The sequence below is a fragment of the Arenimonas fontis genome, assembly GCF_008386465.1.
GTDB lineage: Bacteria > Pseudomonadota > Gammaproteobacteria > Xanthomonadales > Xanthomonadaceae > Arenimonas > Arenimonas fontis.
In genome coordinates this window covers 319582-342291 of sequence record NZ_VUOD01000002.1, presented here as the reverse complement: position 1 = coordinate 342291, position 22710 = coordinate 319582, and the positions used below count along the sequence as shown (strand labels likewise).

Annotated in this window: 25 protein-coding genes; 14 read left to right on the top strand and 11 right to left on the bottom strand. The window is 70.9% G+C overall.

What is annotated here, in order from left to right; genetic code table 11:
- Positions 1 to 17: 17 nt before the first annotated feature.
- Positions 18 to 1238: an HD-GYP domain-containing protein gene (locus F0415_RS04020; RefSeq protein WP_149859895.1), complete on the top strand. Its 1221-nt coding sequence runs from the start codon at positions 18 to 20 to the stop codon at positions 1236 to 1238.
- Between the two features lie 4 nt (positions 1239 to 1242).
- Complete coding sequence (locus F0415_RS04015) at positions 1243 to 2487, top strand: putative bifunctional diguanylate cyclase/phosphodiesterase (protein WP_188310278.1); 1245 nt, start codon at positions 1243 to 1245, stop codon at positions 2485 to 2487.
- Positions 2488 to 2504: 17 nt separating this feature from the next.
- Here F0415_RS04015 and F0415_RS04010 read toward each other — a convergent pair whose 3' ends face one another.
- The 6 genes from F0415_RS04010 to ygiD all read right to left on the bottom strand — a co-directional run bounded on the left by F0415_RS04010 (position 2505) and on the right by ygiD (position 7486).
- A complete protein-coding gene (locus F0415_RS04010) occupies positions 2505 to 3095 on the bottom strand; it encodes a response regulator (protein WP_425457812.1) in 591 nt (196 codons plus the stop codon).
- A 68-nt stretch (positions 3096 to 3163) separates the two neighbouring features.
- Positions 3164 to 4090 (bottom strand): EamA family transporter, encoded by a 927-nt coding sequence (locus tag F0415_RS04005; protein ID WP_149859893.1) that lies wholly within the window; start codon positions 4088 to 4090, stop codon positions 3164 to 3166.
- Positions 4087 to 5010 carry a peptidylprolyl isomerase gene (locus tag F0415_RS04000; protein WP_149859892.1) on the bottom strand — a complete coding sequence of 308 codons (924 nt, stop codon included), beginning with the start codon at positions 5008 to 5010 and terminating at the stop codon, positions 4087 to 4089. Before F0415_RS04000 ends, F0415_RS04005 begins: the two co-directional genes overlap by 4 nt.
- Positions 5011 to 5056: 46 nt before the next feature.
- The gene (locus tag F0415_RS03995) at positions 5057 to 6064 is read right to left on the bottom strand and encodes a serine/threonine protein kinase (RefSeq protein WP_210244152.1); all 1008 of its coding nucleotides are present in this window, start codon (positions 6062 to 6064) and stop codon (positions 5057 to 5059) included.
- Positions 6061 to 6687, bottom strand: a complete 627-nt coding sequence (locus tag F0415_RS03990; protein WP_149859891.1) for a class I SAM-dependent methyltransferase — start codon at positions 6685 to 6687, stop codon at positions 6061 to 6063. Before F0415_RS03990 ends, F0415_RS03995 begins: the two co-directional genes overlap by 4 nt.
- Positions 6688 to 6694: 7 nt before the next feature.
- Positions 6695 to 7486, bottom strand: a complete 792-nt coding sequence (gene ygiD / locus F0415_RS03985; RefSeq protein ID WP_210244151.1) for a 4,5-DOPA-extradiol-dioxygenase — start codon at positions 7484 to 7486, stop codon at positions 6695 to 6697.
- A 181-nt stretch (positions 7487 to 7667) separates the two neighbouring features.
- On the opposite strand from ygiD, the gene F0415_RS03980 reads away from it, so the two are divergent.
- The 3 genes from F0415_RS03980 (at position 7668) to F0415_RS03970 (ending at position 9619) form a co-directional block, all read left to right on the top strand.
- Complete coding sequence (locus F0415_RS03980; protein WP_149859967.1) at positions 7668 to 8033, top strand: PadR family transcriptional regulator; 366 nt, start codon at positions 7668 to 7670, stop codon at positions 8031 to 8033.
- Positions 8030 to 8938, top strand: a complete 909-nt coding sequence (locus F0415_RS03975; protein WP_149859890.1) for a sensor domain-containing protein — start codon at positions 8030 to 8032, stop codon at positions 8936 to 8938. The genes F0415_RS03980 and F0415_RS03975 overlap by 4 nt, the downstream gene beginning before the upstream one ends.
- An 81-nt stretch (positions 8939 to 9019) precedes the next feature.
- A complete protein-coding gene (locus F0415_RS03970) occupies positions 9020 to 9619 on the top strand; it encodes a DUF1415 domain-containing protein (protein ID WP_188310277.1) in 600 nt (199 codons plus the stop codon).
- Here the strand turns inward: F0415_RS03970 and F0415_RS03965 are convergent.
- The gene (locus F0415_RS03965; protein ID WP_149859889.1) at positions 9611 to 11476 is read right to left on the bottom strand and encodes a DEAD/DEAH box helicase; all 1866 of its coding nucleotides are present in this window, start codon (positions 11474 to 11476) and stop codon (positions 9611 to 9613) included. The genes F0415_RS03970 and F0415_RS03965 overlap by 9 nt on opposite strands.
- A gap of 242 nt (positions 11477 to 11718) precedes the next feature.
- On the opposite strand from F0415_RS03965, the gene F0415_RS03960 reads away from it, so the two are divergent.
- On the top strand, positions 11719 to 12513 hold the full coding sequence (locus F0415_RS03960) for a M48 family metallopeptidase (RefSeq protein WP_149859888.1): 795 nt from the start codon (positions 11719 to 11721) through the stop codon (positions 12511 to 12513).
- A 25-nt stretch (positions 12514 to 12538) separates the two neighbouring features.
- Complete coding sequence (locus F0415_RS03955; protein WP_149859887.1) at positions 12539 to 12958, top strand: CopD family protein; 420 nt, start codon at positions 12539 to 12541, stop codon at positions 12956 to 12958.
- Positions 12959 to 12971: 13 nt separating this feature from the next.
- Here F0415_RS03955 and F0415_RS03950 read toward each other — a convergent pair whose 3' ends face one another.
- Entirely contained in the window at positions 12972 to 14039 is a 1068-nt protein-coding gene (locus F0415_RS03950; protein WP_149859886.1) for a calcium/sodium antiporter, read from the bottom strand.
- Between the two features lie 106 nt (positions 14040 to 14145).
- Here F0415_RS03950 and yddG point away from each other — a divergent pair, with 106 nt between their 5' ends.
- Positions 14146 to 15006: an aromatic amino acid exporter YddG gene (gene yddG / locus F0415_RS03945; protein ID WP_149859885.1), complete on the top strand. Its 861-nt coding sequence runs from the start codon at positions 14146 to 14148 to the stop codon at positions 15004 to 15006.
- A gap of 5 nt (positions 15007 to 15011) precedes the next feature.
- Here yddG and F0415_RS03940 read toward each other — a convergent pair whose 3' ends face one another.
- Together F0415_RS03940 and F0415_RS03935 are read right to left on the bottom strand one after the other, a co-directional pair.
- Complete coding sequence (locus tag F0415_RS03940) at positions 15012 to 15404, bottom strand: hypothetical protein (protein WP_149859884.1); 393 nt, start codon at positions 15402 to 15404, stop codon at positions 15012 to 15014.
- Between the two features lie 153 nt (positions 15405 to 15557).
- Positions 15558 to 16871: a DEAD/DEAH box helicase gene (locus tag F0415_RS03935; RefSeq protein WP_149859883.1), complete on the bottom strand. Its 1314-nt coding sequence runs from the start codon at positions 16869 to 16871 to the stop codon at positions 15558 to 15560.
- A gap of 271 nt (positions 16872 to 17142) precedes the next feature.
- On the opposite strand from F0415_RS03935, the gene F0415_RS03930 reads away from it, so the two are divergent.
- The gene (locus tag F0415_RS03930; RefSeq protein WP_188310276.1) at positions 17143 to 17715 is read left to right on the top strand and encodes a YkvA family protein; all 573 of its coding nucleotides are present in this window, start codon (positions 17143 to 17145) and stop codon (positions 17713 to 17715) included.
- Positions 17712 to 18095 carry a YbaN family protein gene (locus tag F0415_RS03925; RefSeq protein WP_149859881.1) on the top strand — a complete coding sequence of 128 codons (384 nt, stop codon included), beginning with the start codon at positions 17712 to 17714 and terminating at the stop codon, positions 18093 to 18095. Before F0415_RS03930 ends, F0415_RS03925 begins: the two co-directional genes overlap by 4 nt.
- Positions 18096 to 18144: 49 nt before the next feature.
- Here the strand turns inward: F0415_RS03925 and F0415_RS03920 are convergent, their stop codons facing one another.
- Complete coding sequence (locus F0415_RS03920; RefSeq protein WP_149859880.1) at positions 18145 to 18723, bottom strand: C40 family peptidase; 579 nt, start codon at positions 18721 to 18723, stop codon at positions 18145 to 18147.
- Between the two features lie 60 nt (positions 18724 to 18783).
- Between F0415_RS03920 and F0415_RS03915 the strand changes: the two genes are divergently transcribed.
- The 4 genes from F0415_RS03915 (at position 18784) to hutG (ending at position 22688) form a co-directional block, all read left to right on the top strand.
- A complete protein-coding gene (locus F0415_RS03915) occupies positions 18784 to 19263 on the top strand; it encodes an FKBP-type peptidyl-prolyl cis-trans isomerase (protein ID WP_149859879.1) in 480 nt (159 codons plus the stop codon).
- Positions 19264 to 19382: 119 nt separating this feature from the next.
- Complete coding sequence (locus F0415_RS03910; protein ID WP_149859965.1) at positions 19383 to 20615, top strand: DUF418 domain-containing protein; 1233 nt, start codon at positions 19383 to 19385, stop codon at positions 20613 to 20615.
- Between the two features lie 29 nt (positions 20616 to 20644).
- On the top strand, positions 20645 to 21898 hold the full coding sequence (locus tag F0415_RS03905; protein WP_149859878.1) for an NAD(P)/FAD-dependent oxidoreductase: 1254 nt from the start codon (positions 20645 to 20647) through the stop codon (positions 21896 to 21898).
- Between the two features lie 10 nt (positions 21899 to 21908).
- Positions 21909 to 22688: an N-formylglutamate deformylase gene (gene hutG, locus F0415_RS03900; protein ID WP_149859877.1), complete on the top strand. Its 780-nt coding sequence runs from the start codon at positions 21909 to 21911 to the stop codon at positions 22686 to 22688.
- Positions 22689 to 22710: the final 22 nt, after the last annotated feature.

Here is a 22710-nt window from a genome sequence, read left to right as displayed (position 1 = left end):
CGGGGGGACGGCGGCGAATGGCACTGGAAGAGAAGCGCATCCTGGTCGGGCTGCTCGAGGTCGGCATGTACGTCAGCCGGCTCGATCGCGACTGGTTGGGCACGCCGTTTCCATTCCAGGGCTTCCACGTCCGTTCCGACGACGACATCGAACTGCTGTCGAAGTACTGCACCTGGGTGTACATCGACGTCGAGAAAGGGCGCGACGCCGGCGCCGCCGACCAGCCGGTGAAGGGGCGGGGCCGCGCCCAGGTGTTTCCGCCGCGCGGCCCGGCATACAGGGATCTGGTGCCGCTCGAGCAGGAACTGCCGCAGGCGCGCGACGCCCATGCCCGGGCACACTCGCTGGCCAGGCGCATCGCCGAGGACGTCCGTCGCGGCAGGCGCCTGTCGGCGGCGGCCGTGCAGGAGGCCATGGAGCCTCTGGTCGAAAGCCTGGTACGCAACGGCGACGCGCTGTTCTGGATGCTGGCCCGATTGCGCCGCGACGACTATGCCTACGGCCACGCCGTCAACTGCGGCGCGCTGGCCGCCGCCTTCGGCCGGCACCTGGCCCTGCCGCGCGAGACGCTGGTGGAGCTGGCCACCGGCGGCTTCCTGCTGGACGTGGGCAAGGCCAGCCTGCCGGACGAGCTGCTGGCCGGAGCCGGCGAGTTGCCGCCGGACGCGATGGAGCGGATCCGCGGCCATGTCGCCGAAGGCATGCGCGTGGTCGAGGAGGCGGGCATCCGCGGCGGCTGGGTGAAAGACATGGTCGGCAGCCATCACGAGCGGCACGACGGCAGCGGCTATCCGCAGGGCCTCTCCGGTGACGCGATTCCGCTGGGCGGCCGGATGGCGGCGGTGGTGGACAGTTTCGACGCCATGAGCAGCGACCGACCCTACCGCCGGGCGCTGGCGCGGCATGGCGCCCTGCAACAGATCTACCGGGGCAGCGGCACCCTTTACCAGGCGGAGGTGGTCGAACAGTTCCTGCAATGCATGGGCGTGTATCCGACCGGGTCCCTGGTCGAGCTGAACACTGGCGAGGTCGCGATCGTCATGGCCCAGAACCGGGCGCGCCGGCTGCGTCCGCGGGTGATGCTGCTGCTGGACCCGGACAAGCGGCCCTATCCGCGCTTTCGCGACGTGGACCTGATGTCGCAGCCGGAAGGGGGCGACGGAACCGCCGTGGAGATCGTCAACGCGCTCGACAATGGCGCCTACGGCCTGGATCCGGCCGAGCTGTTCCTGGAGTGAGGCGATGAGCCTGCCGAGCCGGGCCGAGCGACACACGCGCGTGGAGCGGCTGCTGGCCGAGGCCGGGCAGTCGGGCACCGCCCTGGGACTGCTCATGGTGGGCATGGCCGGCCTGCGTCAGTTCAACATCCAGCACGGCTACGAGCGCGGGGAACGCCTGCTGGCCGAGGTCGAGCGGCAGCTGCGGGCGGCCTTGCGCCCGGGCGACCAGGTCCTGGCGCGGGCGCCCGGCGAGTGGCTGGTGCTGCTGCCCGGCTTGCGCGACACCCCGCATGCCCAGCTGGCGGCGGCGCGCCTGCTGCGCCAGTTCGAACAGCCGGTGGAAGTGATGGAGCAGCCGGTCCTGGTGGACCTGGCGGTCGGCATCGCCGCCTTTCCCGAGCAAGGGCGCGATGCGGAAACCCTGTGCCGCCTGGCCGAGGCGGCCCTGGTGTCGGCCCAGGAGCTGGCCGACCGCATGGCGGTCGCGCCGGAACGCGCGCCCGGTCTCGAGGTCACCGCCGCCGACCTGCGCCTGGCCCTTGCCGAGGGCCACCTGCAGATGCACCTGCAACCGATCTGGGATCTGCGTGCGGAGCGGATCTGCGGCGCGGAGGCGCTGGCGCGCTGGATGCATCCGCGGCTCGGGCAGGTCAGTCCCAAGGTGTTCGTGCCCATCGCCGAGGCATCGGGCCTGGTCAGCGAGTTCACCCGCTGGAGCCTCAATGCCGCCATGCAGCATGCCGCCCGCCTGGCCCGGGAAGGACTGGTCCTGCCGGTATCGGTCAACCTGTCGGCCGCTGCCCTGGCCGAGCGCGGCATCGTCGAACAGGTCCTGGCGGCGATGGCCCTGTGGAACGTGCCGCCGCCGATGCTGGTGGTGGAAGTCACCGAAACCGCGATCATCGCCGACCCGGACGGCGGCGCGGGCCTGCTGCGCCGTCTGGGCGAGGCCGGCGTGCGGGTCGCGATCGACGACTTCGGCGTCGGCAATGCGTCCTTCGCCTACCTGCGCCAGTTTCCGGCCGGCGAGTTGAAGATGGACGGCAGTTTCATCACCGGGATGCTCGGCGACATGCGCGGCCAGCAATTGGTACGGGCGATGGTTGAGTTCTCGCACCACCTGGGCATGCAGGTGGTGGCCGAGTGCGTGGAAGACCGGGCCACCCTGGGCGCGCTGGCGGCCATGGACTGCGATTTTGCCCAGGGCTTCGTCATCGGCCGGCCGGCGCCGGTGGAGGCCCTGCTGGAATCGCTGGCGGCAGTCTGAACGGGCCGCAGTACGGATCAGGCCTCGGCGGCGGCTTCCCCGGGCAGGTTCCCGGCGGTTCGGGGCGGCGATGACGGCAGCCGCTTGGGCACCTGGTTGGCGTCGAGCAGGCGCTCGATCCGGGCGAACACTTCGGCGCGCGAGAACGGCTTCTTCATGAAATCGTCGGCGCCGATGCGCTGCACATAGAACTGCTCGGTGGCCTGTTCGTTGCCGCTGATCATGATCACCGGGATGTCGCGGGTGTAGGGATCGCGGCGCAACTGGCGCAGGCAGGCGAAGCCGTCCATGCCCGGCAGCACGATGTCCAGGAAGATCAGTTCCGGCGTCTCGACCCGGGCGATTTCCAGGGCCTCCTCGGCGCTGCCGGCCTCCAGCACGTGGTAGCCGTTCTGCCGCAGCATCCGCGCCAGCAGGGTGACGATGGTCGGCGAATCGTCCACCACCAGCATGCGGGTGCCCGGGCGGGCGTTGACCCGCGGTTTCAGGCGCCGATCGGGGCCCCCTTCCGGACCGGGGCCGGGCTCATCCGGCGCGGCGGCCAAGGCGGGATCGGGGCGGCCGCCGCCCCAGCCGAACAGGCGCTTGATCTTCTCGTAGATGTCCAAGGCGTGCTCCCCCACGCAGTCGCTGGGGCCAGTGTCCCCCGGCCGGGGTGTCCGCGGCAATGCCCGGCTCAGTCCAGCACCTTGGTCTCGGCCGTGCCCAGGGTGGCCGGCTCCGGCTTGTGCGCCGGTTGCCGCGACAGCAGCGGGTGGGCGAACACGCCGCCCAGGATGACCGCCACGCCCAGGTAGAACAGCAGGCCGAGTTCGCGCTGTTCGCCCAGCAGCAGCACCGCCAGCACGATGGCGTAGACAGGCTCCAGGTTCACCGCCAGCTGGGCCGAGAAAGCGCTGAGCTGGCGCAGCGCCACCAGGGACAGGGCGAAGGGCAGCAGGGTGCAGGCCATCGCCAGCACCAGCAGCAGGCCGGCGTCACGCGCGCCGGGCAGTACGAAAGCGGGACCGAACCAGGGGAGCAGCGGTGCCAGCGCCGCCAGCGCCAGGCCGCCGGCGCCGAGCTCGACGAAGGTGACGGTGAGCGCGTCGCCGCGCTCGACATGCCGCTTGTTCAATGCGCCGAAGATGGCCACGAGCAGGGCCGAGAGCGTGCCGACCACGATGCCGGCGCGCATCTCCAGCGGCACGCCGCCGACCACCAGGGCGACCCCGGGCACCACCGCCACGCCGATCAGCAGCTCGCGCGCCGCGAACGGCCGGCCGGTGATCCAGGGTTCGATCACCGGCACGAACACGGTCGCCAGGGCGATGCAGGTCACCGCCACCGAGGCGTTGGCCAGCTTGATGGCGCCGTAGAAGGTCAGCCAGTGCAGGGCCACCAGCACGCCGATGCCGACGTAGATCGCCAGCTGCCTGCCGGGCAGGGCGCGCAGTCCGCGCCAGACCCGGGGGATCAGCAGCAGGGCCGCCGCGACCAGCATCATGCGCCACACGACCAGGGCCATCGCCCCCAGGCTGATGGCCTTGCCCAGGATGGCAGTGAAACCCCAGAGCAGGACGCAGACATGGATCTGCCACTGAGCCTTCGTGGCCGGGTTCATTCCGTGGGCGCCTCCCGCACCGGGATGGGCACGCTGCACACGTCGATGTGGCCGGCCGGCCGCAGGTACCAGTCATCGCGCCGGTTGCGGCGCGCCTCCACCAGGGCTTCGAAGGTGGCGGTGTCGGTGCGCAGCACTTGCAGGCGCTCGCGTTCGCCGGCCGGCACCTCGCTGGCCAGGCGGACGGCGCGGATCGGCACCGTCTGCTCGCGCCGCTCGTAGAAGCCCAGCAGGCCGGTGCCGCGCGGCAACACGCTCAGCTTCTCCATGCCCTTGATCACCCGGCCGACGGTGGTGATGTTGCGGTCGAGCTGGCGCGGCGCGTGGCCGATCACCACATAGAGTTCGTTTCCCAGGCTGGAATCGGGCTCCATGCCGCGGCCTGCGCCGACGGTGCCGTAGCAATGCGTGAGCCAGGCCAGCTTGGCCCGCGGGTCGCGCGCCGCCGGGAAGCCGGCGACGAAACCGGCCTGCGGCGCCCAACCGTCGTGGTCGGGGAGCAAGGTGAAGGCCAGGCCGTCGGCCGGGCGGGCGAACTCGGCCGGCAGCCGGTCCTCGACGGTGTCGGGCAGTGGCCTGGCCTTGTCCGGGTCGCCGCCGTCGGCATCGCCCCACTGCACGACGAAGTTGTCGTGCGAGCGATTGATGCTCAGGCCGTCGTACCAGCCGGCCCGGGCCAGGGCGCGGACGTTGGCGACGTGGCGCGGTGCGAACATCGGCGCCAGCTCGATCACCACCCGGCCGCTGTCCAGTTCCAGATAAAGGATGTTCTCCGGATCCGGCTCGCGCCAGTCGGAAGGCGTCGAGGCGTCGAGGATCTCCTGCATGGTCTGCGGTCGCTTCGCCGGCTCGGCGGCGGTGCAGGTCATGGCCAGCGCGAAGGCGAGCAGCGCGGGGAGGGTGCGGCGCGGGGCGGACATGGCGGCTTGTTCCGTGGCGGCGGGGTGGCAAGCCTAACCCGAGCGATCAGGCCGGCACAGGTGGCGGCTCCCGCAGGGCCGCGAGTTGCTCCTGCATGCGTGCCAGCACCTCCTCCCAGTGCCGCGGCCCGGCGAACCATGGAAAGGCGGCGGGGAAGGCCGGATCCTGCCAGCGGCGGGCGATCCAGGCGTTGTGGTGCAGCAGGCGCAGGCTGCGCAGCGGCTCCACCAGGTGCAGCTCGGCCAGGTTGAACTCGCGGAACTCGCCGTAGCCTTCCAGCAGCCAGGCCCAGGCACGGCGGGCGCCCTCGCCCTGGCCGGCCAGCATCCACAAGTCCTGCACTGCCGGGCCCGTCAGGCAGTCGTCCAGGTCGACGAAGTGGGCCTGTTCCCCCCGCCAGAGGATGTTGCCGAGGTGGCAGTCGCCATGCAGGCGCAGCGTCCGCACCGCGCCGGCGCGCTCGATGCAGGCGGCAATGGCGTCTAGCAGGGTGTCGGCGAGGGCGGCGAAGTTGTCCTCCAGTTCCGGCGGCAGCCAGCCGTGTTCGAGCAGCCAGGCCACCGGCCGTTCGCCGTGGCTTTCCGGGCCGATGCTGCCGCGGTGCCGGAATGCCGCCCGTTCGCCAACGTTGTGCAGCCGCGCCAGCAGGCGACCGAGCTGGCGCAGGGTGTCGCGATCGCCGACCTCGGGCGCACGGCCGCCATGCAGCGGGAACAGGGCAAAGCGGTGGCCGTCGCGGTGGTGCAGGGTGCTGCCGGCGAAGGCCAGCGGCGCCACCGACGGCAGTTCCGCCGCCGCCAGCTCCAGGGCGAAGGCATGTTCCTCGGCGATGGCCTCGTCGTGCCAGCGGCCGGGCCGGTAGAACTTGGCGACCAGCGGCGGCCCGTCTTCCATGCCCAGGCGGTAGACCCGGTTCTCGTAACTGTTCAGGGCCAGCACGCGGCCGTCGCAGCGCAGGCCGAGCGACTCGACCGCATCGAGGATGAACGCGGGCTCTAGGTCGGCAAAGGGCAGTTCCTCCGTGGCCGGCCGTTTCCCGCGCGGCCCGCTCACGGCAGCTCCATCGCCGTGGCCCGGGCCGCCAGGCCGGCCGAGAGATAGCAGTGCGGCCCAGCCCAGCGGAAACCGTGCCGGGCGAACAGCGAGCGGTACCAGGACGCCGGCCGCCAGTGCAGCTCCTCGGTGTCGCCTACGATGTCGTCGCCTTCGGCGAACAGTTCCAGGAAGGCGACGCCGTCGCAGAGGCGGGGGAATTCGCGCAGGCCGCGCTTGAGCTCCGCGTCCTCCAGGTAGTGCATCACGTCCGCGCAGACCAGCAGGTCCACCGGCTCGGGCAGAGTCAGCGAGGCGAGGTCGCCGAAGGGCAGCCAGTGAAGGTTGCGGCGGGCACCGTGCCGTGCGATCGCGTACTCGCTGGCGTCCACGCCCAGATAGCGGACTCCGGGTCGAAGCCGGCGCAGCGGCGCCAGCCAGGCGCCTTCGCCGCAGCCCACGTCCAGTACCGACTGCAGCGGCCGGCCGAGGTGGTATTCGGCCATCGCCACGGCCAAGCCCACCTTGCGCGACAGGGCCGCGCCGCCGCCCATGCCGCGCTGTCGGTACCAGGTGTCGAAATAGGCCTGGTCGTAGACCTTCCGCCGACGGGCGCCGGCGGGTTTCCCCGGCGTTCCGGCCATGGCCGGCTCAGACATTGCCGATCAGGACCGAGCGCATCGAGATCGAACTCGAGACCTGGTCGTTGAAGAACTCCACCGGCTCGCCCTCGCGCTGCAGGGCCAGCACGTAGACCAGGGGCAGGTAGTGCTCGGGCGTCGGGATGGCCAGCAGCGCATCCGGACCCAGGGTTTCGTAGCCGAGCATGCCCTCATGGTGGCCCTCGGCGATGCGCTCGGCGATGTCCTCGTCGAAGCGGGCTGCCCAGTCGTAGGGCTCGGCCATGTCCGGCCGCCAGTAGCGCAGGTTGTGCACGATGTTGCCGCTGCCCATCACCAGTACGCCCTCGTCGCGCAAGGGTTGCAGCTGACGGGCCAGGTCGTAGTGCCAGGCGCCCGGCTGCAGGCTGTGCAGGCTGAGCTGCAGTACCGGCACGTCGGCGTCCGGGTACATCGCGCTGAGCACGCTCCAGGCGCCGTGGTCCAGGCCGCGCTGCGGGTCCAGGTGCACCCGCGTGCCCTCGAGCAGCTCGGCTACCCGGTGCGCCAGTTCGGGGCTGCCCGGGGCCGGGTACTTCACCTGGAACAGGGCACGGGGGAAGCCGCGGAAGTCATGCAGGGTGTCGGGCTGGGCGCCGGAGCCGACGTACACGCCCTCCGTTTCCCAGTGGGCGGAGACGCACAGGATGGCCTTGGGGCGGGGCAGGCGCCGGCCCACGGCCTGCCAGCCGCGTCGCCAGGGATTGTCCTCGATCGCGTTCATCGGCGAACCGTGCCCGACGAACAGGACGGGCATCGGACCGGAGCTGGACGCGGAACTCATCGAGGGTCTCCCGGAGTGGCTGGGGCTCCAAGTTACCGAAGGCGGGGCCGGATGCAAGCCGGGCGCGCCCGCAAATCCTTGCCGGCCCATGACTTGCGGCACTGGGGCGAGTCCAGGCGTTCACTATCATCAACTCAATAATATGAGCATGAACGGGATACGAAGCCCGCAAGACCAGTCCATGACCGGGATCGAGTCACATCTGAAGAAGTTCCAGAAGGAGCTCAGCGCCGGAACGGTATCGCTGGTGCTGCTGGCGGTGCTGGAACGGTCCGGTGAGCCGCTCTACGGCTATCAGATCGCCAAGCGCCTGGAGCAGACCGGAGACCCGCTGCTGGTCGGCAAACAAAGCGCGCTGTACCCGGTGCTGCGCAACCTCAGCGCCGCCGGCCTGGCCGAGAGCCATGTCGAACCCTCGGTCAGCGGCCCGCCGCGCCGGTACTACCGCATCACGCCGCTCGGCCGCCAGGTGCTGGCCGAGTGGACCCAAAGCTGGCGCACGACCCGCCGGTCCGTCGATTCCGTGCTGGAAGGACAACTGCCATGACCCCGACCCCGACAACCATTCCCGAATACCTCGCGCAGTTGCGGGCCGCCTTGCGCGGCGCCGATCCGGCCCTGGTCCAGGATGCGCTCTACGACGCCGAGGAATACCTGCGATCCGAACTCGCCGCCAACCCCGGCACCGACGAAGCGAGCCTGCTGGCTGGCATCGCCACCAGCTACGGCGCGCCTGAGGAGGTGGCCGAGATCTACCGCGACACCGAAGTGCAGGTGAGCCAGGCCCTGCGCACGCCGCCGGCGCCGCCGCGGCAGGGTGCGATGGCGGCCTTCTTCGGTGTCGCCGCCGATCCACGGGCCTGGGCCGGCCTGTTCTACATGCTGCTGTCGCTGGCCACCGGCATCGTCTACTTCACGACCGTGGTCACCGGCTTCAGCCTGTCCGCGGGCATGATCGTGCTGATCATCGGCATTCCGGTGGTGGTGCTGTTCGTCGGCATCGTCCGCATCCTCTCCCTGGTCGAGGGTCGTATCGTCGAGGTGATGCTGGGCGAGCGCATGCCGCGCCGGCCCCTGTACCAGGGCCGCGGCCAGCCCTGGCTGCAGCGCATCGGCGCCATGTTCACCGATCCGCGCACCTGGTCCACCATGCTGTACATGCTGCTGATGCTGCCGCTTGGCGTCGCCTATTTCACCGTCGCCGTGACCGGCATGAGCACGTCGCTCGGCCTGGTGCTGGGCGCCGTGCTGGCCGCGCTGCAGGGCCTGGGCCTGGACCTGGGCGGGCTTCGCACCGACCTGGACGTGCTGCTGCCTGCCTGGCTCGGGGTGCCGCTGTGTTTCCTGCTGGGCGTGCTGGGCTTCTTTCTGACCCTGCACATCGCCCGTGGCGTGGCCCGGGTGCACGGCGCCCTGGCCAAGCACCTGCTGGTGAAGACCGCCCAGTACTGAGCGGGCGGCCGCAGGCCGGCGCCGTCCGCGCCGGCTTGCGGTAAGGTGGGCGCGCCGGCAGGCCCCGGCCAGGAGGCGCCCATGAGCCAGCCCAGCAGCCCGCCCGACCCGCTGCACGGCGTCGAACCGCTGTCCGACGAGGCCGTGGTGGCCGCCACCCGCGACTGGGTGGTCAAGGCGGTGATCGGACTGAACCTCTGTCCCTTCGCCAAGGCGGTGCACGCCAAGCGCCAGATCCGCTACGTCGTCAGCCACGCCCGCACGGTGGAAGCCCTGCTGGAGAACCTGCTGCACGAGCTGCAACTGCTGGCCGCCGCCGACCCGGGCGACGTGGACACCACCCTGCTGGTGCATCCCTGGGTGCTGAACGACTTCCTGGATTACAACGATTTCCTGGACCTGGCCGACGCCGCCGTCGCCGAGCTGGACCTGGAAGGCGTGTTGCAGGTCGCCAGTTTCCATCCCGACTACCGCTTCGCCGGCAGCGCTCCGGACGACATGGGCAACTACTCCAATCGTTCGCCCTTCCCGACCCTGCACCTGCTGCGCGAGGACAGCGTGGACAGGGCGGTGGCCGCCTTTCCGGAGGCCGAGCGGATCTGGGAGGCCAATATCGAGACCCTGCGCCGGCTCGGCCCCGAAGGCTGGCGCCGGCTCGGTTTCGGCCGCAGCTCAGGGTGATCGGTCGGGGCGCGTGCCCTTGCGGTGCGGTTTCTTCGGGCCGAAGTTCTTCTTCGGGACGAAGGGCCTGCGGTCGCCGGCATCGCGGCGCGGTCCGCCGGGCTTGCGTCCGGGCGTCCTGGGGGCGACATCCGGCGGCTCGCCGTCGCGGGTGATGCGCAGTTGCCTGCCGGCGCACCAGGTGCCTTTCAGGTGCGCGAGCACCGGCGCGGGCAGGTCCGCGGGCAGGTCCAGCAGGCTGTGGTCGGAATAGATCTCGATGCGGCCGATCTGGCGCGCCTCCAGCCCGGCCTCGTTGGCGATCGCGCCGACGATGTTGCCCGGCTTCACGCCGTCCTCGTAGCCGACCTCGATGCGGAAGGTGGCCATGCCGGGGTCGGGCGTGTGCGGCAGCCGCTGCTTGCGCGGCATGGGTCGCGCCGGCCCGCGGTCATGGTCGCCGAATCCGCGTTCGCCGCGGTTTCGCATGCTGCCGTGCTCGCGCGCGGATTCCCGCAACGGCGCCGGTGCCGGCCGGGCCGGCTCCAGAAGCAGCGGCGTCTCGCCATGGACCATCTTGGCCAGCGCCGCGGCGATCTCGAGGGCGGGCACGTTGTGCTCGCGCTCGTACTCCTCGACCAGGGCCTGGAACATGCCCAGACCGCCGCTCGCCAGGGTGTCACTGATGCGCTGCTTGAACCTGCCGATGCGAACGTCGTTGATCGCCTCGACGCTGGGCAGGTCCATCGGCTCGATCGGCTGTCGGGTGGCGCGTTCGATCGCCCGCAGCAGCCCGCGTTCGCGCGGGGCGATGAACAGGATGGCCTCGCCGCTGCGTCCGGCCCGGCCGGTACGGCCGATCCGGTGCACGTAGCTCTCGGTGTCGTAGGGCACGTCGTAGTTCAGCACGTGGCTGATGCGGTCCACGTCCAGGCCGCGGGCAGCCACGTCGGTGGCCACCAGGATGTCCACCTTGCCATCCTTGAGCTGGGCGATGGTGCGTTCGCGCTGGGCCTGGGCCACGTCGCCGTTGATGGCGGCGGCGGCGAAACCGCGCGCCTGCAGTTTCTCCGCCAGTTCCTCGGTGGCCTGTTTGGTGCGCGTGAAGACGATCATCGCGTCGAAGGGTTCGGCCTCGAGGATGCGGGTCAGCGCGTCCAGCTTGTGCAGGCCGCTGACCTGCCAGTAGCGCTGGCGGATGTTTTCGGCGGTGCGGGTCCTGGACGCAATGGTTACTTCGGCCGGTTCGCGCAGGTAGGTCTGGGCGATGCGTCGTACCGGCGGCGGCATCGTCGCCGAAAACAGGGCGGTCTGCCGCTGCTCGGGCATCTCACGCAGGATCCGTTCGACATCGTCGATGAAGCCCATGCGCAGCATCTCGTCGGCCTCGTCCAGCACCAGGCAGGAAAGCCCGGTCAGGTCGAGCGAGCCGCGTTCGAGATGGTCGATCACCCGGCCCGGCGTGCCCACCACCACGTGCACGCCGCGGCGCAGGGCCGCCAGCTGCGGGCCGTAGGCCTGGCCGCCATAGATCGGCAGCACCCGGAAGCCGGGCAGGCGGGCGGCGTATTTCTGGAAGGCTTCGGCGACCTGGATGCCCAGTTCGCGGGTCGGGCACAGTACCAGCACCTGCGGTGCCCGCCGGTCCGGGTCCAGGCGCGACAGCAGGGGCAGGGCGAAGGCGGCGGTCTTGCCGGTGCCGGTCTGGGCCAGGCCCAGCACGTCCCGCCCGGCCAGCAGCAGCGGGATGGTTGCGGCCTGGATCGGCGACGGGGTCTCGTAACCGACCTCGGCCAGGGCCTGCAGCAGGGGCTCGGCCAGACCCAGGTCGCGGAAAGAGGTGGGCGCGCCGGGCGCTTCGGCGGGGATGGTGTTCATGGGGATTCCGTGGGATTCGCAGGGCTTCGCATGCCGCCACTCCACGGACACGAAGGACGCGGATTGTACCCCCGCAATGGCCGTTGCGCCTGAACCGCTGCCCTGGCTTGCGGCGGGAAGGCAAGGCCGGAATCATGGGCGTGCCGGTCGGCCCCGCACGGTCCGCCGGATTCCGATCGGCCCGGCTCCGGTCCGTACGGCGCCGCCAGGCCCGACTCCGGTCCACGCAAAGGAGGACGAGCATGCGCAAGCTCCCCTGGATTCCCGCCTGGCTGGCCACGGCCATCCTGCTGGCCGGTTGCGCCACCGCGCCGACCGGCCGCAGTCAGTTGATCCTGGTCAGCGATGCCGACATGAACCGCATGGGCGTCACCACCTTCGACCGGATCAAATCCCAGGGCAAGGTGGCGAAAGACCCCGGCCGGCAGCGGTATGTGCGCTGCGTCGCCGATGCCCTGATCGCCCAGCTGCCGGCGCAATGGCGGCAGCAGCCATGGGAAGTGGTGCTGATTGCCGACGACAGCGCCAACGCCTTCGCCTTGCCTGGCGGCAAGGTCGGCGTGCACACCGGCTTGCTGAAGGTGGCGGCCAACCAGGACCAGTTGGCCTCGGTGATCGGCCACGAGCTCGGTCACGTCGTTTCGCGCCATGCCGCCGAGCGGGTGTCGCAACAGTTCGCCGCCGACGCCGCCCTGAAAGTGCTGGATGCGGGCACCGGCGGCGAGCAGCGCGCCTTGCTGGGTTTGCTTGGCGTCGGCGCCCAGGCCGGCGTGTTGCTGCCGTTTTCGCGCAAGCACGAAAGCGAGGCCGACATCCTGGGCCAGCGCTACATGGCCGCCGCCGGCTTCGATCCGGATGCCGCTGCAGCCTTGTGGCGCAACATGGTCGCGCATTCCGGCGGTCAGCGCGCGCCTGCCTGGCTGTCCACCCACCCGGATCCGCAGCAGCGCATCCGCGAACTCGAGGCGGCGGCGCCTTCGCTGCGGCCGGTCTACCAGCAGGCCCGGGCCGCCGGTCGCCGTCCGGATTGCGAGTGATCTCTCCGGCAAGGAAACGTCCGCCATGGCCTACCTGTTGACCAAAGCCGCCCACGTCCTGTTCGTGATCGCCTGGATGGCCACGGTGTTCTACCTGCCGCGGATCCTGGTCAACCTGGCCGAATGCGCCGGCGAGACGGCCGTGTGCGACCGGCTGGCGCTGATGGGGCGGCGCCTCTATCGCTTCGGCCACACCATGTTCGGTTTCGCCTTCCTGCTGGGCCTGACGCTGTGGTTGCACTTCGGCATGTCCGGCGGCTGGCTGCACGCCAAGCTGGCCCTGGTGGCGGCGCTGCTGGCGCACTTCGTCATCGCCGGCCGATGGCTGAAGCGGGCGGGGACGGGCGGGACGCTGCCGGGCGCCACCGCCCTGCGCTGGTTCAACGAGATCCCGCTGCTGCTGTTGATCGGCGTACTGGTGCTGGTGTACCTGAAACCCTTCTGAGTGCGGTACCGGCTTACCCGGCGCGGCGGCGCGCCCGCCATTCGCGCCAGGCCACCGCCGCCAGCGTCGCCACCGTCAGCGGAATCACCACCATGCGCATCACCAGGCCGTATTCGTCGAGCGCATCGTGGTGCTGGGAGTACAGCACCAGCCAGGCGGTGTAGGCGAGGTAGTAGCCGAAGAACAGTGCGCCTTCCCAGCGTGCGATCAGGTGGCCGGTGAAAAGCACTGGCAGGCAGGCCACCGCCACCGCCACCATCACCGGCAGGTCGAAGGCCAGCAGCGACGGGGCCACCGGCAAGCCGTTCCCGCCGGCGAACAGCGCGCCGAAGCCGAGCACCGCGCCCAGGTTGAAGATGCTGCTGCCCAGTACGTTGCCGACTGCGATCTCGCGCTCGCCACGCGCGGCCGCCACCACCGAGGTGGCCACCTCCGGCAGGGACGTGCCTGCGGCGACGATGGTCAGTCCCACCACCGTCTCGCTGATGCCCAGGCCGAGCGCGATGTCGGTGGCAGCCGCCACCAGCCAGCGCGAGCCGAGCACCAGCAGGGCCAGGCCGGCGATGATCGCGGCGAGATCCCATATCGGCCCGCGCCGCGGCACGGGCAGCAGCGGGTCGGCCATCTCCACGGCGGGCGCGCGTTTTCCCTGGCGGTACAGCAGCAGGGAGTAGGCCGCCAGGCTGGCCACCAGTACCGCGCCATCGGGCATGGACAGGCGGGTGTCCAGGGCCAGCACCATGGTCAGGGCGGACAGGGCGATCACGATCGGCACTTCCTGCCGCACCAGTTGCCGGTCCACCACCAGCGGCGCGATCAGGGCCGACAGGCCCAGGATGAACAGCACGTTGAAGATGTTGCTGCCGACCACGTTGCCCATGGCCAGGTCGGTCTTGCCGGTGACCACGCCGCCCAGGGTGACGGCCAGTTCGGGCGCGCTGGTGCCGAAGGCGACCACGGTGAGGCCGACCACCAGCGGCGGCACGCCCAGGCTCAGTGAAAGGCGGGAGGCGCCGCGCACCAGGACTTCGGCGCCGAGGATCAGCACGGCCAGGCCGGCAAGGAACTGGATCAGGGTCATGGGGGCTCCGTTCTGCCGATCATTATCCACGGCCCTGGTGGTTGCCACGCCAAGGTGACCCTTGCTGCGGACGCCGGTATCGTGCGCGCTCGCCAAGGCCGCCCGCATGACCCCCAACCAAGCCACCGCCGCCGGATTCGCCGCCATCCTGCTCTGGTCTTCACTGGCGGTGCTGACCGCCGCGACTGCGGGGATCCCGCCCTTCCAGCTGCTGGCCTCGGGCTTCGGCATCGCCGGGCTGGCCGGCCTGCTGGCGCTGGTCCGGCCCGGCGGACCGGGGCTGTCGGCGCTGCGCCAGCCGCTGCCGGCGGCGGTGCTGGGCGTGGCGGCGTTGTTCGGCTATCACGCGCTGTACTTCATCGCGCTGAAACGGGCGCCGGTGGTGGAAGCCAACCTGGTCAACTACCTGTGGCCGCTGTTGATCGTGGTCTTCGCCGGGCCGCTTGCCGGCGCGCAGGTGCGCCCGGCGCAATGGCTGGGCACGCTGTTGGGGCTGGCGGCGGCGGTATTGCTGGTCGGCCGCGGCGGCGGCGGCTTCAGGGCCGAACACCTGCCCGGCTACCTGGCGGCCCTGGGGGCGGCCCTGACCTGGTCGCTGTACTCGGTGCTCAACCGACGTTTCGGCGACGTGCCTTCCACGGCCATGGCCGGAGCCTGCCTGCTCGTGGCCCTGCTGGGGGCCGGCGCGCATCTGGCCTTCGAACGCACGATGGCGCCGGCGCCGGCGCAGTGGCTGGCCATCGCGGTGCTGGGCCTGGGCCCCACCGGACTGGCCTTCTGGCTCTGGGACATCGGCACCAAACGCGGCCACATCGCCTTGCTGGGCACCCTGTCCTATGCGGCGCCATTGTTGTCCACGGGGTTCCTGCTGGTCTTCGGCCGGGCGCAGCCGCACTGGAGCCAGACCGTGGCCATGCTTCTGCTGCTGTCCGGCGCCTGGCTCAGCCTGCGCCGCCGTCCCGCCTGAGCGGTTCAGAGCGCGAAGCGGCCTCCCAGCCAGGCCAATGGCAGCGGCACCAGGACTCCGGCCGCCACCATCCACATCGGGTGCGGAATCATCGCGAAATTGACCACGACCAGGGCCAGCATCACGAGGCCCACGGCAAGGGCGGCGCCGCGCTTGTGCAGGGCGCTGACCGTGCCGCCGACGAAACCGCCGACGAAACTGCCGACGGCATAGGCCGCCGGCACGAACGCCAGTTGGGCGACCGGCAGGGAGTCGATCAGCGCCGTCACCGCTGCCCGGTCCCGCCAATCCACCTCGACCGGCGGCGGATACAGCCAGTGGCCAAGGGCCTGTACGCCGGCGACCGCCAGCCCGGCGGCCAGGGTGCCCAGCACGACGGCCAGCAGGGTCCTGAACATGTCGGCATTCCTCCCCGGAAGCGTGCCGCGAGCATCCGCCCGCCTCCCGGGAAAAACAAGCCCCGTCCAGCGCCCGGCGGCCGGGGCGGCGGCTCGATGGCGGTCCCTCCCCGGAGTCCGCTCACACCTTTTCTTGCGGAACGGACCGGGCCCTCAACGGCTGGCGCGACGGGTCGGCCGGTCGGGCTGCGACGTGCGGTGCTGATTCGGGCCGGCATGGCCATGGCTGTCGCCGCGCTGGCCGGCATGACCGCGACGCCCATGGCGTCGGGGTGGCTGCTGGCCGGAGGGACGACCACGCGCGGGGCTGTCGTTGCCCATGCGGACGGCCCGGCCGGGCGCATACCCCTCCACCGTCACCATGGCCAGCTCGGTCTCGAGCAGGCGCTGGATCTGCCGCAGTAGCTGCCCCTCGTCCGGGGACACCAGGGAAATGGCCTCGCCGCTGGCGCCGGCCCGGCCGGTGCGGCCGATGCGGTGCACGTAGTCCTCGGCCACCATCGGCAGGTCGTAGTTGACCACCAGCGGCAGCAGCGGGATGTCCAGGCCGCGGGCGGCCACGTCGGTGGCGACCAGGATGCGGGCATCACCGGATTTGAACGCGGACAGTGCCTTCAGCCGCTGTGCCTGGCTCTTGTTGCCGTGGATGGCGACGGCGCTGATGCCGGCCTTCTCCAGCTGTTCGGCCAGGCGGTTGCAGCCGTGCTTGGTGCGCCCGAACACCAACGCCTGGTCCTGCCAGCGGGCACTGAGCAGCTCGATCAGCAGGTCGCGCTTGCGGCTGCCGTCCACCGGGTGCACGACGTGGCTGACGCGGTGGGCGACGGCGTTGCGCGGCGTCACCTGCACTTGCCTCGGTTCGTGCAGCAGCTCCAGCGCCAGCTTGCGGATACCGTCCTCGAAGGTGGCCGAAAACAGCATCGTCTGGCGCTTGTCGGGCAGCTTGGCCAGCACCCGCTTGATCGAGGGCAGGAAGCCCATGTCGAGCATGCGGTCGGCCTCGTCCAGCACCAGCAGCTCGACCTGGGACAGGTCGGCGCTGCGCTGGTCCAGGTGGTCGAGCAGGCGGCCGGGACAGGCCACCAGGATGTCCACGCCGCGGCGCAGCGTGTCCACCTGCGGCTGCATGCCGACGCCGCCAAACAGGGTGGCGCTGCCCAGGCGCAGGTGCCGGCCATAGGCCTTGAGACTGTCGTTGACCTGAACCGCCAGCTCGCGGGTCGGCACCAGGACCAGGGCGCGCGGCTTGCGCGGACCGCTGCGCGGACCGGTCACGGCCAGGCGCTGCAGCAGGGGGAGGGCGAAGGCGGCGGTCTTGCCGGTGCCGGTCTGGGCGCCGCCCATCAGGTCGTGCCCGGCCAGGGCCAGCGGGATGGCCTCGGCCTGGATGGCGGTGGGGGATTCATAGCCCTGCGCGGACAGCGCACGGACGAGCTCGGGCATCAGCCCAAGGGAGTCGAAAGACATGGATTGGCTCCGTGTGGACCCGGAGCGTTCCCTGGAACCGCGCTGCGAGTGATGTTTCGGGTTTGTGCGCCGGGCCGGTGGCCGGGCGTGTCTGTGCAGCGAAGCTCGTGCGGGTGGGGCCGGGACCGGCGGAGCGGGGCTCCGGCGGAGGGCGGGCCTGCCGTGGGAAAACGGTCAGCCGATGCAGCAAACGGGGCGGGATGCTACGCGAAAGGCCCGACCGCCGCCAGCGCGTGTGAACGGCGTGTTCAGCTGGCGTAGGATGGCGGCCATGCGCATCACGTTCGAGCTGGAACCGGCCGACATCGAGCGTTTCCATGAGGCCTTGGCCCGGGCCGAGGCGCGGGTCGCCTGCGCCGAGGAATGCGACATCGTCGCGGCGGCCAGGCATGCCCTGGACACGCTGCCGATCGCCCGTGCGCCCGGTTACGTCCGCCGTCGCCTGCGCGAGGTGCAGGGGCTGGTAGACATGCTGGAGGACGATGGCTGGGCCCTGCCGCAGGTGGAGCGCGCGGAAGTGCTTCGGCTGCTCGCCTATTTCAGCGATCCGGAGGATCTGATTCCGGACGAGGTGGCGGTGATCGGCCTGCTCGACGACGCGATCATGCTGGAGCTGTTGCTGCGACGGATCCGCCACGTGGTGCAGGCCTGGGACGAGTTCCGCTTCGCCCGTGAAGCCTTGCCGGTGGCGGCGGGACCGGACGACCGCATTGTCCAGGCCCGGGAGATGGCGCGGCTGCGCGACCGCCTGCACGCGCGCATGCGCAGGCGCACCCTGCGTGAGGCCATGGCGCTGGCGGCGGCCACGGCGGGCGCCGCCTCGGACGGCATCGCGCCGGAATGAGCCCGACTGCGCGGGTCCGACGCTGGTTCTGGTTGCTGTTGGCCTACGTGACCCTGGGCCTGGGCATCGTCGGTATCTTCCTGCCGGGGCTGCCGACCACGCCGTTCGTGTTGCTGTCGGCCTACGCGGCGGCCAGGGGCTCGAAACGCCTGCACGACCGGTTGCTGGCGCATCGCGTTTTCGGGCCGATGATCCGCGATTGGCGGGAAACCGGTTCGGTCAGCCGCCGGGCCAAGTGGTGGGCGGTGGGCACGATGGCGGCATGCGCGGTGATCTTCTTCCTGACCGCGCCGAAGTGGTGGATGGCGGCGATCGGCACCGCGATCATGGCGGTGACAGGCACCTGGCTGTGGCTGCGGCCGGAACCGGCGCGTCGCTAGTCCGACAGCGCGCCGGCCGCCCGGCTGCCTGCCCGGAGGATACGGTCCGTCAGTCCAGCAGGCGGCGTGCGCCGGCGTAGTGCCGGCTCCAGTAGGGGTTGTCGAGCCGGTCCAGGCGCACCGTGCCGCCGGTGCTGGGCGCGTGCACGAAGCGACCCTCGCCGACATAGATGCCGATATGGAAGACCTGGCCGCGGTTGGCGAACAGCACCAGGTCACCGGGCGCCAGGCGGTCGGGAGGCGGCGACTTGGCCCGGTGCCGGGCGATCTCGCGCGTGGTGCGCGGCAAGTAGACGTTCGCCGCGTCCAGGAAAACGAAGCCGACCAGACCGCTGCAGTCGAAGCCGCCTTCGGGGGTGTTGCCGCCCCAGCGGTAAGGGGTGCCGACCAGGCCCAGGGCCCGCATCAGGACATCGTTGGCCCGGGCCGGGTCGTCCGGGCTGACGTCGGTGATGCGGATCCCCTCGCCGATGCCGCGCGCGGGTGCGCCGGCCCGGCGCTCGGGCGCGCCCGCGCAGCCCGCGAGCAGCAAGCCCGCCAGCAGCAGGTTTGCGAACGGAAAGGACAGGGCCGGCCGGCCCCGAACTGGCGCCGGCCCGAAGCGGCCGGGATAATGCGCGCTCGCCATCACGTGGCGGAGTCTGCCCCATCCCGCCGGCCGCGTCACCGGCCCCTGCCCGGAAAGCCCATGAAGATCGAGAACAACCGCGTCGTCCGTTTCCACTACACCGTGTCGGAGCCGGGCCGGGAGGCCCTGGAGAGCTCGCGCGAACGCGAGCCCCTGGCCGTGCTGATCGGCCACGGCAATATCATCCCCGGCCTGGAAGCGGCGATGATGGAGCACGTGGCCGGTGACCGTTTCGAGGTGACGGTTGCGCCGGACCAGGCTTACGGCGAGCGTCGCGAGGGCCTGGTGCAGCGGCTGCCCAAGAAGCATTTTCGCCAGGCCAGGCTGCTGCCGGGCCAGCAGGTGGTGCTGGATACGTCGAACGGTCCCCGCGCCGTCACCGTCGTCAAGGTCGGTGCGACGGTGGTGGACGTGGACCTGAACCATCCGATGGCCGGCAAGACCCTGCGGTTCGACATCGAGATCGTGGACGTGCGCGAGGCCGAGCAGGCGGAAATCGAACACGGTCACGTTCATGGCGCCGGCGGCCACCAGCACTGATAGGACGGGAATCGGCGCAAGGGGCTGACTCAAGGCCCGGGGCCGGGAGTCCGATCCTGGCGTCGGAACTGAGGAATCGAACCCCGATCGGGGGAGGAGGCAGGGTGGCTGGAGAGGCAATGGGGCCGGTGGCGGCGGCCGAGCGGATCACCGTCATGGACGTGCTGCGCGGGTTCGCCCTGCTCGGCATCCTGCTGATGAACATCGAAGGCATGGCCGGCCCCCTGACCGCCTCCATGACCGGAGTGGACCCTTCGCTTTCCGGTGCCGACCGGGTTGCCGACACGCTGGTCTACCTGCTGGTACAGGGCAAGTTCTACCCGCTGTTCTCCCTGCTGTTCGGCATGGGCTTCGCGGTGATGCTGGCCAGGGCACAGGCGCGCGAGCAGCCCTTCTTCGCCATCTACCTGCGCCGGATCCTGGCGCTGCTGGCCATCGGCCTGGTGCACGCCCTGCTGATCTGGGCGGGCGACATCCTGGTCACCTACGCGCTTGCCGGCTTCGTGCTGCTGTTGTTCTTCCGGCGCACGCCGGCGTCCAGGCTGATCGGATGGGGCGTTTTCTGGATGCTGGTGCCCTGCGTGCTGAACCTGTTGCTGGGCGGCCTGGGCAGTCTGGTCCAGCTGGCGCCTCCGGAGCAGGCGGCGGAGTTCCAGCGGCAGATGCAGGAGCAGGCCGCCACCTTCGCCGCCCAGATCGAAGCCCAGCGCCTGGCTTACGGCAGCGGCAGCTTCGCCGAAGCCACGGCCCAGCGTGTGGCCGACGTCGGCAGCATGCTCGCCTTCATCCTCATCTACGGCTGGTTCATCCTCGGCCTGTTCCTGCTCGGCGCCTGGTTCGTGCGCAGCGGCGCCATCGCCCGGCCTGGCGAATGGCCGCGCCTCTACGCGGCACTGCGCCGGCTGGCGCTGCCGGCGGGTCTGGCCATGACCCTGTGGTCCTGGTGGCTGGTGCCGACCATGGATTTCGCCCGCCTCGATCTGACCGCCAGCTTCGCCCAGGTGCTGCAGATGCTGGGCGGTGTGTTGATGGCCCTGGCCTACCTGGCCTGGATCGTGCGGGCCGTGCAGGCGGCGAATCCGGCCGGCTGGCCATCCTGGCTGGCACCCGCCGGCCGCATGGCGCTGAGCAATTACCTGTTGCAGTCGCTGGCCATGACCCTGCTGTTCTACCACTACGGCCTGGGCCTGTTCGAACAGGTGCCGCGCGCCTGGCAGCTGCCGCTGGCGACCGGCTTCTTCCTGTTGCAGCTGGGCCTGAGCCGCTGGTGGCTGGACCGGTTCCGCATGGGCCCGGTGGAATGGCTGTGGCGCGCCGCCACCTACGGCAGCCTGCCGCCCATGCGGCGCTGAGCCGAAGGCGCCCGGCGTAGAATCCGCGCATGCACAAGGACGCGGACGTTCTGATCCTGGGCGGCGGGGTGATCGGCCTGGCCTGCGCCCATTACCTGCAGGCCGAAGGTCGCAGCGTCCGGGTGATCGAGCAGGGCCGCGTCGGTGGTGCCGCCTCGCACGGCAATTGCGGCACGCTGACGCCCAGTCATGCCGCGCCGCTGACGGCCCCCGGCCTGGTCGGGCAGGCATTGCGCTGGATGCTCAGCCCGTCGGCGCCGCTCTATATCCGGCCGCGCTGGGATCCCGGGCTCTGGCGTTGGCTGGCGCGGGTGGCGGGGCGCTGCAATGCCCGCGACTGGCGGATCGCCGGCCTGGCCAAGGGCGCCTTGCTCAAGTACTCCCGCGCCCTCGTCGAAGACCTGGTCTACGGCCAGGGCCTGGACTGCGGTTTCGAGGCCGGCGGCCTGCATTACGTATTCCGCAAGGCCCGGGCGCTCGACCGCCACTCCCGCGAGCTCGGCCTGCTGGCCGAGCTGGGCATCGAGGCCAGGCTCATGGATCCCGCCGCGCTGGCTGCCGACGAACCGGCCCTGAAGGAAGGCCTGGCCGGTTCCATCTTTTTTCCCGGCGACGCGCAGCTGCGGCCGGATCGTTACACCGCCGAACTGGCCCGGATCATCCGCGAGGACGGCGGCGCGATCGAGGAAGGCGTGTGCGTCACCGGCATCGTGCGTGGCCGGCACGGCATCGAATCGGTGCAGACCAGCGAGGGCGAACGCCGCGCCTCGCAGGTGGTGCTGGCCTTGGGCGCCTGGTCGCCCCTGTTCGCCACCATGATCGCCCTGCCCATCCCGATCCAGCCCGGCAAGGGCTATTCGATCACCTACGAGCGCCCGGCCATCGTGCCGCGCCGCGCCCTGGTGCTGAAGGAACGCAGTGTCTGCGTCACCACCTGGGCCGATGGCTACCGCTTGGGCAGCACCATGGAGTTCAGCGGCTACGACCAGCGGCTCAACCGGGTCCGCCTGGACGCCCTGGAGCGTGGCGCCCGCGATTACCTGCGCGAGCCGGTCGGGCCGGTCAAGCGCCAGGAATGGTGCGGTTGGCGGCCGATGACCTGGGACGACCTGCCGCTGATCGGCCGCGCGCCCGGCCACACCAACCTGTGGCTGGCCACCGGCCACGGCATGATGGGCATGGGCATGAGCGCGGGCACCGGCCGCCTGCTGGCCGACCTGATGAGCGGACGGGCGCCGGCGCTGGATCCGGCGCCTTATTCGCCGGCGCGTTTCGCCGGCTAGACTCGCCGGCATGGAAACGATCCTCAGCCTGCACCGCGGCGAACTGCCGCTGTTGGTGAGCCTGCCGCACGACGGCAGCCTGATCCCGCCGGAGCTCGCCGCGCGCATGCAGCCGGCGGCGCGGTCCGCGCCCGACACCGACTGGTTCGTCAGCCGCCTGTACGGTTTCGCGCGGGAGATGGGCGCCTCGGTGCTGGTGCCGGTGTATTCCCGCTACGTGGTGGACCTGAACCGCCCGCCCGACGACACGTCGCTGTATCCCGGCCAGAACACCACCGGCCTGTGTCCGGCCGTGCGCTTCGACGGCGAACCGGTGTACCTGCCGGGCCAGGCGCCGTCAGCCGACGAGATCGCGGCGCGCGTGCGGACGTATTGGCAGCCCTATCACGAGGCCCTGCAGGCGGAACTGGCGCGGCTGCGCCAGGCGCATGGCCGGGTGGTTCTGTGGGAGGGCCATTCGATCCGGGCCGAAGTGCCTTTCCTGTTCGAGGGACGGCTGCCCGACCTGAACCTCGGCACGGCCGCGGGCGCCAGTTGCGGTGCCGCCACCCAGGCCCGCCTGGAAGCGGTGCTGGCAGGGCAGGACCGTTACAGCCACGTCGTCAACGGCCGCTTCAAGGGCGGCTACATCACCCGGCACTATGGCCAGCCGGCCGACGGCGTGGAAGCGATCCAGCTGGAGCTTGCCCAGACCACCTACATGGACGACGCCCAGCGCGACTACCAGCCGCAGCGGGCGGCGGCCTTGCAGCCCTTGCTGCGGCGTCTGCTCGGCGCGGCCCTGGGCTGAGCTGCCGGCCGCCCCGGAGCGG

What these genes read in the sequence shown, in the direction of transcription:
- F0415_RS03950 (WP_149859886.1), bottom strand. Translation starts at nt 14,039, where the DNA reads ATGACCCTGATCCAGTTCCTTGCCGGCCTGGCCGTGCTGATCCTCGGC.
- F0415_RS03905 (WP_149859878.1), top strand. Translation starts at nt 20,645, where the DNA reads ATGCACAAGGACGCGGACGTTCTGATCCTGGGCGGCGGGGTGATCGGC.
- F0415_RS03910 (WP_149859965.1), top strand. Translation starts at nt 19,383, where the DNA reads ATGGGGCCGGTGGCGGCGGCCGAGCGGATCACCGTCATGGACGTGCTG.
- F0415_RS03970 (WP_188310277.1), top strand. Translation starts at nt 9,020, where the DNA reads ATGAGCCAGCCCAGCAGCCCGCCCGACCCGCTGCACGGCGTCGAACCG.
- F0415_RS03955 (WP_149859887.1), top strand. Translation starts at nt 12,539, where the DNA reads ATGGCCTACCTGTTGACCAAAGCCGCCCACGTCCTGTTCGTGATCGCC.
- F0415_RS03915 (WP_149859879.1), top strand. Translation starts at nt 18,784, where the DNA reads ATGAAGATCGAGAACAACCGCGTCGTCCGTTTCCACTACACCGTGTCG.
- F0415_RS03965 (WP_149859889.1), bottom strand. Translation starts at nt 11,476, where the DNA reads ATGAACACCATCCCCGCCGAAGCGCCCGGCGCGCCCACCTCTTTCCGC.
- F0415_RS04000 (WP_149859892.1), bottom strand. Translation starts at nt 5,010, where the DNA reads ATGTCCGCCCCGCGCCGCACCCTCCCCGCGCTGCTCGCCTTCGCGCTG.
- F0415_RS03925 (WP_149859881.1), top strand. Translation starts at nt 17,712, where the DNA reads ATGAGCCCGACTGCGCGGGTCCGACGCTGGTTCTGGTTGCTGTTGGCC.
- F0415_RS04020 (WP_149859895.1), top strand. Translation starts at nt 18, where the DNA reads ATGGCACTGGAAGAGAAGCGCATCCTGGTCGGGCTGCTCGAGGTCGGC.
- ygiD (WP_210244151.1), bottom strand. Translation starts at nt 7,486, where the DNA reads ATGAGTTCCGCGTCCAGCTCCGGTCCGATGCCCGTCCTGTTCGTCGGG.
- F0415_RS03960 (WP_149859888.1), top strand. Translation starts at nt 11,719, where the DNA reads ATGCGCAAGCTCCCCTGGATTCCCGCCTGGCTGGCCACGGCCATCCTG.
- hutG (WP_149859877.1), top strand. Translation starts at nt 21,909, where the DNA reads ATGGAAACGATCCTCAGCCTGCACCGCGGCGAACTGCCGCTGTTGGTG.
- yddG (WP_149859885.1), top strand. Translation starts at nt 14,146, where the DNA reads ATGACCCCCAACCAAGCCACCGCCGCCGGATTCGCCGCCATCCTGCTC.
- F0415_RS03930 (WP_188310276.1), top strand. Translation starts at nt 17,143, where the DNA reads ATGCGCATCACGTTCGAGCTGGAACCGGCCGACATCGAGCGTTTCCAT.
- F0415_RS03940 (WP_149859884.1), bottom strand. Translation starts at nt 15,404, where the DNA reads ATGTTCAGGACCCTGCTGGCCGTCGTGCTGGGCACCCTGGCCGCCGGG.
- F0415_RS03920 (WP_149859880.1), bottom strand. Translation starts at nt 18,723, where the DNA reads ATGGCGAGCGCGCATTATCCCGGCCGCTTCGGGCCGGCGCCAGTTCGG.
- F0415_RS03980 (WP_149859967.1), top strand. Translation starts at nt 7,668, where the DNA reads ATGACCGGGATCGAGTCACATCTGAAGAAGTTCCAGAAGGAGCTCAGC.
- F0415_RS04005 (WP_149859893.1), bottom strand. Translation starts at nt 4,090, where the DNA reads ATGAACCCGGCCACGAAGGCTCAGTGGCAGATCCATGTCTGCGTCCTG.
- F0415_RS03990 (WP_149859891.1), bottom strand. Translation starts at nt 6,687, where the DNA reads ATGGCCGGAACGCCGGGGAAACCCGCCGGCGCCCGTCGGCGGAAGGTC.
- F0415_RS03975 (WP_149859890.1), top strand. Translation starts at nt 8,030, where the DNA reads ATGACCCCGACCCCGACAACCATTCCCGAATACCTCGCGCAGTTGCGG.
- F0415_RS03935 (WP_149859883.1), bottom strand. Translation starts at nt 16,871, where the DNA reads ATGTCTTTCGACTCCCTTGGGCTGATGCCCGAGCTCGTCCGTGCGCTG.
- F0415_RS04015 (WP_188310278.1), top strand. Translation starts at nt 1,243, where the DNA reads ATGAGCCTGCCGAGCCGGGCCGAGCGACACACGCGCGTGGAGCGGCTG.